The sequence below is a fragment of the Streptomyces sp. NPDC057877 genome, from assembly GCF_042796855.1.
Lineage (GTDB): Bacteria > Actinomycetota > Actinomycetes > Streptomycetales > Streptomycetaceae > Streptomyces.
Genome location: NZ_JBHVMS010000008.1, coordinates 283,730 through 297,580, shown reverse-complemented (window position 1 = coordinate 297,580; position 13,851 = coordinate 283,730). Strand labels below are relative to the sequence as shown.

Sequence of the window (13,851 nt, the reverse complement as noted above, 5' to 3'; positions counted from 1 at the left end):
GTGGATGAATGACAGGGTGACCCCTCTCACATCCGTCTGTCGAGGGTGCGTGACCTGTTTGTAGTGGAACCAGTAGGTATGTCGTTCTCGTCTACCGCGTGGGGCAGGCCCGCACACAGGACACTGGTACACGGTTCGGACAGGCCGTGGGGCGGTGGTCCGGGCGGCGGTTCCAGGGTTTTCGGGTAGGAGCACAGAGTACGTGCGGCGCATGGAGGAGGCATCGGTGGCGGGCGAGTCCCCCGACAGTTCGAGGCAGCGCGAGTCGTCGGAAGAACCGACGTCGGGGAGCGCGGGTCCGGTTCCCGGGGCGCGGGGCGAGTCCCGCGACCCGCGTCTCGCCGTCACCCGGGAGGAGGCGGAGGCCTCCGGCCGCCGCGCGGATACGGCCACCCGGGTGCTCTCCGCACCGGGCGGGCCCGGCGGCTCAGGCCCGGGTGGCCCGGAGCGTGATGAGCGGTTGCGGGCGGCGGTGGCGGCTTGGGTGACGTCGCCTTCCGGCGGGGAGGCGGAGGAGGAGGCGTCGGGGGCTCCGGCGGGAGGTGCGGAGGGCGAGGAGGCTTCGGCTGAGGACTCGGAGGCCCAGGACGCTTCGACCGACGGCTCGGAGGCCCAGGACGCTTCGACCGACAGCTCGGAGGGCTCGGAGGCCGAGGGCGCGCGGGACGCCGAGGGCGGGGGCGGTGCGGATGCCCCGGCGGAGGCGGAGGAGGCCCGGGCCGAGGACGCCGGTGAGGATCGGAGTGAGGACGCGGGCGACGCGGAGGGCTCCGCGGTCGACGATGCGGAAGCCGCCGGGGGCCGTGACGCGGACGCCGTCGAGGATCGTGACGCGGGCGAGAGCGACGCGAGCGATGAGGCCGACGGCCCCGGTGACGACGACCGGCCAGAGGTCGACCCCGCCCCCAACGCCGACACCGACTCGGACACCGAGACCAACACCGACCCGGACTCGGACCCGGCCCCGGCCCCGGACTCGGACCCGGACCCGGACCCGGACCCGGACAACGATGGCGGCGACGACACCGACACCGCACCGGAAGCCGACGGCTCCGGCGCACCCCCCGTCGACCAGCCCACAGCCGTCTTCAAGGCTGTACGCCTGAAGAAGCCCGAGGTCGATCAGCCGACGACCATGCTCAAGCTGGGCGACGCCCTCAAGCCCCCCACGGCGCCCACGGCGCCCACGGCCCCCGCGGAGGACCCCGAGCCCCCCGCCACACCGAAGCCCCCCGCCCCCGCCAACGCCGAGCGCACCAGCAAGTTCGTCGCGCTCAAGCCCCTGGCCGACGAGGTGGCCGGGCGGCCGGTGCCCGGGGACGTGACCTCGGGGATGCCGCAGGTCGGGCCGGAGCGGACCACGCAGCAGCCGTTGCCGCCGAAGCCGCCGCTCGATCTGCTGGCGGAGCTGACGAACACGCCGCCGCCCCCGGCGACCCCGATGCGGACGCTCGCGCGGCGGGTGAAGATCTGGACGCCGCTGGTGCTGCTGCTGGCGATCGTGTTTGCGATCGTGCAGGCCGTGCGCCCGCTGCCGACGCCGACGCTGACGCTGACCGCGCAGGAGTCGTACTCCTTCGAGGGCGACCTGAAGGGGCTGCCGTGGCCGAGTGAGGGCCAGGGCTGGATGGATGTGCACGGCATCGGCACGATGAGCGACTTCGGTGAGCAGAAGCCGGTCGCGATCGGGTCGGTGGCCAAGGCGATGACGGCGTACGTCGTGCTGAAGGACCATCCGCTGAAGGAGGGCGAGGACGGGGAGATGATCCCCGTCGACGCGCTCGCCGAGAAGGAGGGCGGATACAACGAGCAGGGCGAGTCGACGCTCAACACCGTCAAGGACGGCGACCAGATCTCCGTGCGGGACGCCGTCTCCGCGATCATGATCCCGTCGGCGAACAACATCGCCCGCCTGATGGCCCGCTGGGACGCCGGTTCCGAGGAGGCGTTCATCGAGAAGATGAACGAGACCGCCAAGGAACTGGGCATGACCAACACCACGTACACCGACGCGTCGGGCCTGAAGGAGACCACCGTCTCCACCGCCGAGGACCAGGTGAAGCTCGGCAACGAGCTGGTGAAGATGGACGAGCTGATGAAGATCACCAGCATGGGGCAGTGGACCGACCCGTCCGGACAGAAGTGGTACAACTACAACTATCTGGTCCCCTACGACGGCGCCATCGGCATCAAGACCGGCACCACCACCGCCGCCGGTGGCAACCTCCTCTTCGCCTCCCGCAAGGAGGTCGACGGTGAGACGGTCACCCTCGTAGGCGCGATCCTCGGACAGCACAAGGCGCCGATCATCGACACCGTCAACGCGGTCAGCAAGACCGCGATGCTCGGTGCTCAAGAGGCGCTCACCCCGGCGAAGATCCTCGAGAAGGGCGACGTCGTCGGGTACGTGGACGACGGGCTCGGCGGGCGGACCCCCGTCGTCGTCACCGAGGACGTCACCGCGGTCGGCTGGGCCGGGCTCGAGGTGAAGCTGTCCTTCGCCTCCGACGACGTACCGCACACCGCCAAGGCGGGCACCAAGGTGGGCACGCTCACCGTCGGTGACGACAGCGGTGGTGCGGTCGAGGTGCCGGTCGCCCTTCAGGGCGATCTCGCCGAGCCGGGCTTCATGGACAAGCTGACCCGTATCGCCTGAGCCGCACAACGGCCCACCCCGCTGGTGGTCGCCCGCCCGGGCGACCACCGGCGGGGTCTCTGCTAGCGTCGCGAAACGGGACAGATACGGGACACGGGGAGTGCCTTCAGGTGGTCACTACGGAGCCGACACACGCCGGTGACGCCAGTCCGAACCCGGACAAGAGCCCGGACAGCGGGCCGCGAATACTCGTACCCGCGTCCGACGCGCCCGCCTCCCGTCTCTCCCGCCTCTCCCGCCACCCGGCCGTCCAGGCGCTGCGGGCCCGCGTCTCCCGGCACCCGATCCTCTTCTTCACCGGCCTGTCGGGAGTCCTGCACGTCGTCTGGTTCTTCACCTTCGCGAACAGCGGAGGCGACCTCGCGGCGCAGGACGCCTGGGCCGAGTTCGTCGGGCGGCACCCCGACTCGGCGTACAACCTCGCCTGGTACGGCGGTATGCACCCGGTGTCGTACAGCGTGGTGTCGCCGTACCTGATGTCGGTGCTCGGGGTCCGTACGACGATGATGATCGCCGGGACGGTGTCGGCGGGGCTGCTGACGCTGGTCCTGATGCGCAGCAGATCGGTGCGGAACCCGCTGTGGGCAGCGGCGGCCGGGGTGTTCGCGCTGTTGTGCAACGCGGCCTCGGGGCGGGTGACGTTCGGGCTCGGGACGGTGTTCGCGCTGGGCGCGGTCGCCGTCGTCTTCTGCTGGCCGCACCGCTGGCGCTACAAGCGCTGGGCGAAGGCGCTGTGCGCGGCCCCGCTGGCGGCGCTCGCGACCATGGCCTCACCCGTCGCCGGACTGTACGTGGGCCTGGTGGCGGCGGCGCTGTTCCTGCAGAAGCGGCGGCCGGGGGCGTGGGCGCTGGGGCTGGCGCCGAGCGCGGTGGTGGCGGTGTCGGCGTGGCTGTTCCCGTTCTCCGGTACCCAGCCGATGTCGTTCGGCTCGGCGATACTGCCGCTGCTGTCCGCCATCGCCGTCTTCGCCTGCGTACCGCGCGAGTGGACGACGGTACGGATCACGGCGGCGGTGTACGGGCTCGCGGTGCTGCTGGTGTGGCTGATCAGCTCGCAGATCGGGTCGAACATCACCCGGCTGGCGATGATGTTCGCGGGGGTGGCGCTGGTGGCGGCGCTGCCGTTCGCGGTGGCGCGGACCCGCAAGTGGTACACGATCGTCCTCTCGCTGGCCGTGTTCACCTTCTGGATCGGCTTCAAGTCCGTCGACGACGTGGTGCACACCACCCCGGCGGCGTCCTGGGCGCGCGAGCTGGCGCCGCTGGTCAACGAGCTTCAGGAGGTCGGCGCGGAGAAGGGCCGGGTCGAGGTCGTCCCGGCCCGCTCCCACCGGGAGGCCTCCGCCCTGGCGCCGTACGTCAACCTGGCCCGCGGCTGGAACCGCCAGGCCGACATGGACCGCAATCCCCTCTTCTACGACGACACCCTCAACTCCGCGAACTACCACGAGTGGCTCAAGCGCTGGGCCGTGCACTTCGTGGTGCTGCCCAAGGACGAGCCCGACGGTGACGGCGGGCAGCGGGAGCGGGAGCTGGTGCAGCGCGGGCTGCCGTACCTCCAGCAGATCTGGGGCGACGCCAACTGGCAGTTGTTCGCCGTGCAGGACCCGGCACCGCTCGCCGATCCGCCCGCCGTGGTCGACCGTGCCGAGCAGGGGGAGATGACGGTGGAGGTACGCCAGCCCGGCCGCGTCCTCATCCGGGTGCCGTACTCGCCCTGGCTGGGACTGGTCGACGCCGAGGGCAAGGGCGTGGAGCCGCCGAAGGAGACGGACGCCTCCAAGGACCGGGCCGAGGGCGAGCCGAAGACCTTCGACAACGCCAACGGCTGCCTGATGGAGGCGGAGGAGGACCCGCACGGCGACAAGTGGACGGTGCTGCTCGCGCCGAAGGCGGGGGTGTACCGGCTGGGGGCGCCGTATCAGTTCCCTCGGGGGACGCCTTGCCCGGAGGAACTGCGCTGACGCCCGCCCGGCACCTCAGTTCGCTGACGTAGGGGTCCGCGTGCCGGGGACAGCCGGGTGGACTCCGTAGGGGTCCGCGTGTCGGGCACAGCCGGGGTGGACTCCGTAGGGGTCCGCGTGTCGGGCACAGCCGGGGTGGACTCCGTAGGGGCCCACGGCGGCCAGTTCGGCGGACAACCCGCTCATGTTCCCTTCCTCTTCCTGGTGGCCGCGGCCATACTCTGACGCCTCGTCAGATACAGCGCCGGGGTCATGGAGGGGTGCTCATGTCACTGCTCGCGGGGAAGACCGTCGTCGTGTCCGGAGTCGGCGCCGGGCTCGGGCACCAGGTCGCGGCGGCCGTCGTCCGGGACGGCGGGAACGCGGTGCTCGGCGCGCGTACGGAGGCGCGGTTGGCGAAGACGGCGGCGGAGGTGGATCCGGGCGGGGCGCACACGGCGTACCGGGCGACGGACATCACCGACGAGGCGCAGTGCGTGGCGCTGGCGGAGCTGGCGCGGGAGCGGTTCGGGGGGATCTCGGGGGTGGTGCACGTGGCCGCGCTGGACCGCTACTTCGGCGGGCTGGAGGACGCCGACTTCGCGGACTGGTCGCGGGTGCTGGAGGTGAACCTGCTGGGGACGCTGCGGATGACGCGGGCCTGTCTGCCGGGGCTGCGGGCGGCGGACGGGGGCGGCGCGGTGGTGTTCGTCGGGACGCAGTCGGCGGTGGCGGCGCCCTCGCAGGTGCGGCAGGCGGCGTACGCGGCCTCGAAGGGGGCGCTGACCAGCGCGATGTACTCGCTGGCGCGGGAGCTGGGGCCGGACCGGATCCGGGTGAACACGGTGCTGCCGGGCTGGATGTGGGGGCCGCCGGTGCGGGCGTACGTGCGGCGGGCGGCGGAGCGTGAGGGGGTGCCGGAGGAGGAGGTGCTGGGGCGGCTGACGGCGCGGATGGCGCTGCCGGAGCTGGCGACGGACGCGGATGTGGCGGACGCGGCGGTGTTCCTCGTATCGGACCGGGCGAGGGCGATCACGGGGCAGTCGCTGCTGGTCAACGCGGGGGAACTGATGCGCTGAGACCCCCGGCCGGGCGTTCACGTCCATGAACCAGAGTCATCGCACCGAACATTTTTACTCCCTCTTGACCTTCCCCTTCCTTGTCGTGCCCACGTAGACGCCACCACGATGAGCGGGCCGTTCACAAGGCGGACCGTTGAAGGGTGGCGCATGAACAGTCTCGACTGGGCCGTGCTCATCGGCTATTTCGGTGTGATGGTCGCGATCGGCGTCTGGTCCCACAAACGCGTGGACGACGTCAGCGACTTCTTCACCGCGGGCGGCAAGATGCCCTGGTGGCTCTCCGGCATCTCGCACCACATGTCGGGCTACAGCGCGGTGATGTTCACCGGCTACGCCGGGATCGCGTACACCTACGGCGTCACGTCCTTCGTGACCTGGTCCTTCCCGATCGCGCTGGGCATCGCCATCGGATCCAAGCTGTTCGCGCCGCGCGTCAACCGGCTGCGCTCCCGACTCCATGTGGCCTCCCCGCTGGAGTACCTGAAGAACCGCTACGACCTCAGGACCCAGCAGGCGCTGGCCTGGTCCGGCATGCTGCTGAAGATCGTGGACGTGGGCGCGAAGTGGGCGGCCATCGCCACGCTCCTGTCGGTCTTCACCGGCGTCTCCCTCAACCAGGGCATCCTCATCACCGGCGTCGTCACGGGCATCTACTGCACCATCGGCGGCCTGTGGGCGGACGCGCTCACCGAACTCGGCCAGTTCGTCATCCAGTTGCTGGCCGGTCTCGCGATGTTCGTGGCCGTCCTCGTCGAGATCGGCGACTACGGCGGCTTCTTCGGCGTCTGGGACGAACCCGCCCTGGACGGCCACGAGAAGCCCCTGGTCGGCCCCTACGGCACGGTGTTCCTGCTGGCCTTCCTCTTCATCAAGCTGTTCGAGTACAACGGCGGCATGCTCAACCAGGCCCAGCGGTACATGGCCACCCCCACCCCGAAGGAGGCCGAGCGCTCGGCCCGCCTCTCGGCGGCGCTGTGGCTGGTCTGGCCGCTGGTGCTGTTCTTCCCGATGTGGATGTCCCCGCTGCTGGTGACCTCCGAGAAGGGGGACGGCTCCGACTCCTACGCCCTGATGACCGAGCAGTTGCTGCCGCACGGTCTGCTGGGCCTGGTGATCGTCGGCTTCTTCTCGCACACCATGGCGATGTGCTCCTCCGACGCCAACGCCATCGCCGCCGTGTTCACCCGGGACGTGGCGCCGGTGCTGTCGGCGAAGGCGCGGCGGTGGAACGACCGCTCGGGGCTGATCGCGGCGCGGCTGACGACGGTCGTCTTCCTGGCCCTCTCCATGGCGGTGGCGACGCAGGTCAACTCGCCCACGTTCAAGGACATCATCACCGTGGTGATCAAGTGGGTGGCCGGTCTGATGGGCCCGATCGCCATCCCGATGATGCTGGGCCTGCTGCGCCCGTTCCGCCGCTCCGGACCGACGGCGGCGCTGGTGAGCTGGGGGCTGGGTCTGCTGGCCTTCTGGCTGGTCAACTACCCGATCCACTGGAACGTGGACGGCGGCGTCCCCCTCCAGTACCAGGTGTCCATCCCGCTGGCCGTCTCGCTGATCCTCTACATCCTGATCGGCTTCATCAAGCCGGAGGACACCCCCGAACGACTGGCGATCATCGAGCGCATCAACACGGACGGCGACGACTCCGCGTCGGCGGCCATCCCCGCACCCGCGGCGGCACCGGCGGCGGAGAGCGGTGGGGTGGGGACGACGGTGAAGGACTGAGGGGTCCTTCCCGGCTACGGGCTAGGCCCCCCGCGGATACCGCGCCAGCCAGGCCGGAGCCGCGCCCGCCGGACCGTGCAGTGCCGGACCCTGCGTCATCTCCATCGCGAAGTCGTCGGCGAGTTCCAGGATCGTGGGACGGCCCTCCAGCTCGGCCAGCCAGGCCGGGGGGAGGGCCGTTTCGCCGTGCAGGGCGCCGAGGAGGCCGCCGGTGAGGGCGGCGGTGACGGCGGAGGGCCCGTCCTGGTTGACGGCGAGCCGCAGCCCCTGCCGGACGTCGTCGCCGACGAAGGCGCAGTACACGGCGGCGGACACCACCTGCCCGGCCGTCCCCTCCCCCACCAGCTCGGCCACCCGCCCCGGGTTGGGGATGCCCTGCCGCACCGCCCCGAGCGCCTGCTGCAAGGCGTCCGCGACCGGCTGCTGCCCCGGCCGCGCGGCGAGCAGCCCGAGCGCCCGCTGCACGGCCCCGTCGAGGCCCTCCCCCAGCGCCAGCCCGTGCACGATCACGGCGTACGCGCCCGCCGCGAGGCAGGCGGTGGGGTGGCCGTGGGTCTGCGCGGCGCACTCCACGGCGAGCTGGACGACGAGCTGCGGCTCCCAGCCGACGAGCAGCCCGAAGGGCGCCGAGCGGGCGGCGGCCTCGGGCCCGTCCGCACCGGGGTTCTTCGGCGCCTCCAGGGTGCCCATGACGTCGTCGCCGAGCCCGAGCAGCAGCGTCCGCGTGGGATCGCGCCGGGCGTACAGCCACTCCTCCCGCGCCAGCCACCCGTCGTCCTTGCGCCGCTCGTCGGGCCCCCAGTCCCGCTGGGTGGTGGCCCAGCGCAGGTACGCCCGGTGCAGATCGGTCGGCGGGTGCCAGGCGCCGGTGTCCCGGCGTACCTGGGCACGGATCAGGCCGTCCACGGAGAAGAGGGTGAGCTGGGTGAGGTGGGTGACGGCACCGCGCCGGCCGTAGGCGGGCGACAGGTCCACGACCCCCTCGGCGCCGTGCGCCTCCCGGATGCCGTCGAGCCCCAGCCCGTCGACGGGCGCCCCGAGCGCGTCCCCGATCGCCGCCCCGAGCAGCGTCCCGCGCACCCGGCTCCGGAAGTCCTGCTGCTCGCCCCGCCCCCAGACGGCACCGGCTGTCCCACTCACCCCGACCTCCCAGGCACCGTCCGTCCGTTCCGTACGACAGTTCAGCACTGTAATCGAACGGGAACGGTCCGTTGGCGGCAGAAAGAGGACCGGTCAGGGTGGCTCAATGACGCATGGGGCCTCAGGGACGGTGGAGAGGATGAGTGTCATGACCACAACCTCGCGCACCATCCCCCTCGCCGCGACCGTCCTCACGGGGACCGTCGCGCTCTACATGGCCCTCGTGGCCTTCGGGAACATCACGGACTTCGGGACCAACCAGCAGTTCGTACGGCATGTGCTGGCCATGGACACGACGTTCAAGGACGAGGATCTGATGTGGCGGGCCATCACCACCCGGTGGATCCAGGATGCCGCCTATGTGGCGATCATCGTGTGGGAGACGGTTGCCGCGCTCCTGCTGGTCTACGCGACCTGGCTGTGGGCGCGCCGCGGCCAGGGCCCGGCCCGGCGGTTCTCGACGTACGGGCTGCTGATGGTGCTGCTGCTGTTCGGGGCCGGGTTCATGGCGATCGGCGGGGAGTGGTTCGCCATGTGGCAGTCGGCGGACTGGAACGGGCTGGACGCCGCCCTGCGGGTGGTCCTGCTCAGCGGCGTCGCGCTGCTCGTCGTACAGGCGGCACCGCGCACCGACGCGGCGGGCTGACCGCGACCCGCTAGCCGACCACCACGACGGTCGTCCCCGCCGTACCGAACGCCCACAGCGCGTCCCCGTCCGCCGCGCGCATCCGGATGCCGCCTGTCTGGGCGCCCTCGGCGGGCGGGGGCGGGGACGAGCCGTCGAGGGCGTTGGAGAAGCCGATGAAGACGCCGGACTTGGCGGTGAAGTAGACGATGTTCTCGATCTCGACGCCGTCCGAGCCGGTGGTGGCCTCGTTGCGGGAGGACACCGCGTAGCTGCCGGGGTCCGGACTGACGGTCCCCGGCCAGACGGCGAAGGTGCGGCGGGCGGAGTCGCTCGCGTCGACCAGCCACACCCGCTTCTCGCCCAGGGAGTACACGACCCGGCGCCCGGTTCCGGAGTCGTCCGGCACCGGCGCGGGGGCGGCCTCGCTGGGGTCGGCCGAGGGCTTGGAGTCGGCGGGTGCCGAGGCCGTGGGGCGCGGAGTGGCGGAGGCGATGGGCTGCGGGCCCCGCTCGGCCTGGACGGCCAGCACGGCGACCGCCACGACCGCCCCCGCGGTCAGGCCGGTGACCCAGGCCCAGGAGGGAATCCGCACGGCACGCATCTCCTCAGTATCCGACCCCGGGAGACCCGTCGACCCCGGGGTCGGATCATCGTACTTCGCGCGGCCCTCCCCACGGTCCGCCGGTCGCGTCAGTCCAGCACCGGCAACAGCTCCGGAAGGTGCCCGTCCGACTCCCGCGCCGCCCGCTGCCGCTCTTGCGGAACCTCACCGTAAAGAGTGGTCCGCGGACGCGCCGGACGCCCCGCCGCCTCCGCCACGGCGATCAGGTCGCGCACCGACTTGTACGAGCCGTAGGAGGACCCCGCCATCCGGGAGATCGTCTCCTCCATCAGGGTCCCACCGACGTCATTGGCACCGGAGCGGAGCATCTCCGCCGCACCCTCCGTACCCAATTTCACCCAACTCGTCTGGATGTGGGGAATATGGGGATGGAGAAGCAGCCGAGCCATCGCCGTGACCGCGCGGTTGTCGCGCATCGTCGGACCGGGGCGAGCGATTCCCGCCAGATACACGGGCGCGTTGGTGTGGATGAACGGGAGCGTCACGAACTCCGTGAAACCGCCCGTGCGTTGCTGGATCCCGGCGAGGGTGCGCAGGTGGGCCAGCCAGTGGCGGGGCTGGTCGACATGGCCGTACATCATCGTCGAGGACGACCGGATGCCCAGTTCGTGGGCCGTCGTCACGACCTCGGTCCAGGTCGCGGTGGGCAGCTTGCCCTTGGTCAGGATCCAGCGGACCTCGTCGTCGAGGATCTCCGCCGCCGTACCCGGGATCGAGTCCAGCCCCGCCTCCTTCGCCGCGGTCAGCCACTCCCGGATGGACATGCCCGTACGAGTGGCCCCGTTGACGACCTCCATCGGCGAGAAGGCGTGCACGTGCATCCCCGGCACCCGCTCCTTCACGGCCCTCGCGATGTCGAAGTACGCCGTGCCCGGCAGGTCCGGATGGATGCCGCCCTGCATGCACACCTCCACCGCGCCGACGTCCCAGGCCTGCTGCGCCCGGTCGGCCACCTGGTCCAGGGAGAGGGTGTACGCGTCCGCGTCCGTGCGGCGCTGGGCGAAGGCGCAGAAGCGGCAGCCGGTGTAACAGACGTTGGTGAAGTTGATGTTGCGGGTGACGATGTACGTCACCTCGTCGCCCACCGCCGACCGGCGCACGTCGTCCGCGATCCGGCACAGCGCGTCCAGCGCGGGCCCGTCCGCGTGCAGCAGCGCCAGCGCCTCGGCGTCGGTGAGCCGCGTGGGGTCGTCGGCGGCGGTGCGCAGCGCCTCCCGCACGTCCGTGTCGATGCGCTCGGGCACCATGCCCGGGGCGGCGGCCTCGCGCAGGGCGCCCCAGTCGCCGTACACCTCGTCGAAGTCGTCGCGGCGGTCGGAGGTACGCCCCTCGGTGTCGATCGTGGTGTGCAGATCCGTACGACCGGTGGCGGTGAAGGCCTCCTCCGGTTCCTGCCAGGGGTGACCCTCGACCACCGCGTCCGGGCGGGCCAGTCCGGTCTCCGGGTCGGCGAGGGCGGCCACGTGCGGACGCAGCCGCGGGTCGAGCCAGGGTTCGCCACGGGTGACGAACTCGGGGTACACACACAGCCGTTCCCGCAGCTCGAAGCCCGCCGCCCGGGACTTCTCGGCGAGTTCCTCGATCTGCGGCCAGGGACGCTCGGGGTTGACGTGGTCGATGGTGAGCGGCGAGACGCCACCCCAGTCGTCGATACCCGCGCCGATGAGCCGCTCGTACTCGGCGTCCACGAGGTTGGGCGGCGCCTGGAGACAGGCGGCGGGCCCGAGCAGATGCCGGGCGACGGCGACCGTGGCGACGAGTTCGTCCAGCTCCGCGTCCGGCATGCCGCGCATGGCGGTGTCCGGCTTGGCGCGGAAGTTCTGGATGATCAGTTCCTGGATGCCGTGGTAGGCGCGGGAGGTCTTCCTGAGGGCGAACAGGGACTCCGCACGCTCCTCATAGGTCTCCCCAATGCCTATGAGGATGCCGGAGGTGAAGGGAACGGAGGAGCGCCCGGCATCCTCCAGAACCCGCAGCCGCACCGCGGGTTCCTTGTCCGGGGAACCGTAGTGCGGACCGCCCGGCTCGGACCACAGCCGCGTGGCAGTGGTCTCCAGCATCATCCCCATGGAAGGGGCGACAGGCTTGAGCCGCTGGAAGTCGGTCCAGCTCAGCACACCCGGGTTGAGGTGAGGCAGCAGCCCCGTCTCCTCCAGGATCCGAATGGAGATGGCCCGTACGTAGGCGATGGTGTCGTCATAGCCCCGCGCGTCGAGCCACTCACGCGCCTCCGGCCACCGGTCCTCCGGCTTGTCGCCGAGGGTGATGAGGGCTTCCTTGCAGCCGAGCGCGGCACCGCGCCGGGCGACGTCGAGCACCTCGTCCGGCGACATGAACATCCCGTGCCCCGCGCGCCGCAGCTTGCCCGGGACGGTGACGAAGGTGCAGTAGTGGCACTTGTCCCGGCAGAGCCGGGTCAGCGGGATGAAGACGCTCTTGGAGTACGTGATGACACCGGCGCGGCCCGCCGCCTCCAGCCCCGCGTCGCGCACCCGGGCGGCGGACGCGGTGAGGTCGGCGAGGGCCTCGCCGCGGGCCTGGAGCAGCACGGCCGCCTCGGAGACGTCGAGGGCGACGCCGTCCCGGGCGCGTTTGAGGGCGCGACGCATGGAGTTCTCGGTCGGGCCGGTTCCGGAGGTCGCGGGAGTCGTCATTCTTCGAGCATACGAGCGCTGATCAGCACGGCGGCGTTCAGGACAGGTGGACCTGGTACGCGTCCAACGTCCGCAGCACCTCCGCCTCCCCGCCCGGCGGCAACTGCACGACGGTCTCCTCGACCCCGAGGTCCGCGTAGTGCGCGAGCTTGCCGGGGGTGGGGTGGACGGCGTACGGCACCACCTGGAGGGCGCCCGGATCGCGGCCCGCGTCGGACCAGGCGGCGCGCAGCACCGGCAGCGAGTCGGACAGACCGCGCCCGCCGATCGGCATCCACCCGTCGGCGTACTCGCTGATGTGGGCGAACAGCTTCGGCCCGGCCGCCCCGCCGACCAGCGTGCGCGGCCCGCTGACCGGCCCACGCGGCTTCTGCACGGGCTTGGGATAGGCGAAACTGGCCCGCACGCCACCGAACTCGCCCTCGTAAGCCATGGGTTCATCCGCCCAGAGCGCCCGCATGAGCCGCATCCGGTCCCGGACGAGGTCACGGCGCGTGCGCCACTCCACGCCGTGGTCGGCGGCCTCCTCGACGTTCCAGCCGAAGCCGAGGCCGAGGGTGAAGCGTCCGCCGGACAGCTGGTCCAGGGTCGCGATCTGCTTGGCCAGATCGATCGGATCGTGCTGGGCGACCAGCGTGATGCCGGTCCCGAGCCCGAGCCGCTCGGTGACGGCGGCGGCCTGACCGAGCGTGATGAAGGGGTCGAGGGTACGACCGTACTCACGAGGCAGGTCCCCGCCTCCCGGGTACGGCGTGGTCCGCTCTACGGGGATATGGGTGTGCTCGGGCAGATAGAGCCCGGCGAAGCCCCGCTGCTCCAGCTCGCGGGCGAGCCGGGTGGGGGTGATCGTCTCGTCGGTGAGGAAGATCGTCACGGCGATGCGCATGCCCCGGTTGTACCGTGGGCGGCTCCATCTGTCCATACCGACCAGTCGGAATCAGGCGGGCCGATCCCCGCGCTGACGTGTTGCCGTGGGTTTGAGGGCCACCCGTCACCGTCAACCCGCCCAGCCTGTGGATGACCCCGGGAGCGTCAGGACGTGAGTGCGGTGATGAAGGCGGACCACGCCCTGGGCTGGAAGACGAGGACAGGACCGTCGTACGAGGCCGTCTTCGAGTCGCGGACCGGGACGACGCCGGGGAGGCCGTGGGCGACCTCGACACAGTCGCCGCCGCTGCCGTTGCTGTAGCTGCTCCCGTACCAGCGGACGGTGCTCAGGTCAGCCTCTGTGCTTGCCATGTCGGTAGTCCTCGAACAGTGGGTTGGCATGCGCTTCTGGTCACTCCGTCCGGAGCCCAGCGACGAAGGCGGACCACGCCCTGGGCTGGAAGACGAGGACAGGACCGTCGTACGAGGCCGTCTTCGAGTCGCGGACCGGGACGACGCCGGGGAGGCCGT

At 71.4% G+C, this 13,851-nt stretch carries 11 protein-coding genes; 5 read left to right on the top strand and 6 right to left on the bottom strand.

Annotation, left to right across the window (positions count from 1 at the left end; genetic code table 11):
- The first annotated feature begins 211 nt into the window (after positions 1–211).
- The 4 genes from ACFVQG_RS25575 (at position 212) to ACFVQG_RS25560 (ending at position 7,409) form a co-directional block, all read left to right on the top strand.
- Positions 212–2,656, top strand: a complete 2,445-nt coding sequence (locus tag ACFVQG_RS25575; RefSeq protein ID WP_383388098.1) for a serine hydrolase — start codon at positions 212–214, stop codon at positions 2,654–2,656.
- A gap of 110 nt (positions 2,657–2,766) precedes the next feature.
- A complete protein-coding gene (locus ACFVQG_RS25570) occupies positions 2,767–4,620 on the top strand; it encodes an MFS transporter (protein WP_383387698.1) in 1,854 nt (617 codons plus the stop codon).
- Positions 4,621–4,886: 266 nt separating this feature from the next.
- Positions 4,887–5,678 carry an SDR family oxidoreductase gene (locus tag ACFVQG_RS25565; protein ID WP_383387696.1) on the top strand — a complete coding sequence of 264 codons (792 nt, stop codon included), beginning with the start codon at positions 4,887–4,889 and terminating at the stop codon, positions 5,676–5,678.
- Positions 5,679–5,828: 150 nt separating this feature from the next.
- Complete coding sequence (locus ACFVQG_RS25560) at positions 5,829–7,409, top strand: sodium:solute symporter family protein (protein WP_383387695.1); 1,581 nt, start codon at positions 5,829–5,831, stop codon at positions 7,407–7,409.
- A 21-nt stretch (positions 7,410–7,430) separates the two neighbouring features.
- On the opposite strand, the gene ACFVQG_RS25555 is transcribed toward ACFVQG_RS25560, so the two are convergent.
- Positions 7,431–8,549, bottom strand: coding sequence for an ADP-ribosylglycohydrolase family protein (locus tag ACFVQG_RS25555; protein ID WP_383387693.1), 1,119 nt, complete (start codon positions 8,547–8,549; stop codon positions 7,431–7,433).
- 148 nt (positions 8,550–8,697) lie between these two features.
- On the opposite strand from ACFVQG_RS25555, the gene ACFVQG_RS25550 reads away from it, so the two are divergent.
- Complete coding sequence (locus tag ACFVQG_RS25550; RefSeq protein WP_383387691.1) at positions 8,698–9,195, top strand: DUF2165 domain-containing protein; 498 nt, start codon at positions 8,698–8,700, stop codon at positions 9,193–9,195.
- A 10-nt stretch (positions 9,196–9,205) separates the two neighbouring features.
- On the opposite strand, the gene ACFVQG_RS25545 is transcribed toward ACFVQG_RS25550, so the two are convergent.
- From ACFVQG_RS25545 to ACFVQG_RS25525, 5 genes are all read right to left on the bottom strand, one after another.
- Positions 9,206–9,778: a hypothetical protein gene (locus tag ACFVQG_RS25545; RefSeq protein ID WP_383387689.1), complete on the bottom strand. Its 573-nt coding sequence runs from the start codon at positions 9,776–9,778 to the stop codon at positions 9,206–9,208.
- Between the two features lie 89 nt (positions 9,779–9,867).
- Positions 9,868–12,453: a bifunctional FO biosynthesis protein CofGH gene (locus tag ACFVQG_RS25540; protein WP_383387687.1), complete on the bottom strand. Its 2,586-nt coding sequence runs from the start codon at positions 12,451–12,453 to the stop codon at positions 9,868–9,870.
- Between the two features lie 37 nt (positions 12,454–12,490).
- Complete coding sequence (locus ACFVQG_RS25535; RefSeq protein WP_383387685.1) at positions 12,491–13,339, bottom strand: LLM class F420-dependent oxidoreductase; 849 nt, start codon at positions 13,337–13,339, stop codon at positions 12,491–12,493.
- A gap of 146 nt (positions 13,340–13,485) precedes the next feature.
- The gene (locus tag ACFVQG_RS25530; RefSeq protein ID WP_383387683.1) at positions 13,486–13,692 is read right to left on the bottom strand and encodes a DUF397 domain-containing protein; all 207 of its coding nucleotides are present in this window, start codon (positions 13,690–13,692) and stop codon (positions 13,486–13,488) included.
- Positions 13,693–13,732: 40 nt separating this feature from the next.
- Positions 13,733–13,851: DUF397 domain-containing protein (locus tag ACFVQG_RS25525; protein WP_383388096.1), on the bottom strand; the 119-nt coding region annotated here is incomplete at its 5' end.

Excerpts from the sequence above, each read along its gene's own strand:
- ACFVQG_RS25530 (WP_383387683.1), bottom strand. The coding sequence starts at position 13,692 with ATGGCAAGCACAGAGGCTGACCTGAGCACCGTCCGCTGGTACGGGAGC.
- ACFVQG_RS25575 (WP_383388098.1), top strand. The coding sequence starts at position 212 with ATGGAGGAGGCATCGGTGGCGGGCGAGTCCCCCGACAGTTCGAGGCAG.
- ACFVQG_RS25550 (WP_383387691.1), top strand. The coding sequence starts at position 8,698 with ATGACCACAACCTCGCGCACCATCCCCCTCGCCGCGACCGTCCTCACG.
- ACFVQG_RS25540 (WP_383387687.1), bottom strand. The coding sequence starts at position 12,453 with ATGACGACTCCCGCGACCTCCGGAACCGGCCCGACCGAGAACTCCATG.
- ACFVQG_RS25565 (WP_383387696.1), top strand. The coding sequence starts at position 4,887 with ATGTCACTGCTCGCGGGGAAGACCGTCGTCGTGTCCGGAGTCGGCGCC.
- ACFVQG_RS25545 (WP_383387689.1), bottom strand. The coding sequence starts at position 9,778 with ATGCGTGCCGTGCGGATTCCCTCCTGGGCCTGGGTCACCGGCCTGACC.
- ACFVQG_RS25535 (WP_383387685.1), bottom strand. The coding sequence starts at position 13,339 with ATGCGCATCGCCGTGACGATCTTCCTCACCGACGAGACGATCACCCCC.
- ACFVQG_RS25560 (WP_383387695.1), top strand. The coding sequence starts at position 5,829 with ATGAACAGTCTCGACTGGGCCGTGCTCATCGGCTATTTCGGTGTGATG.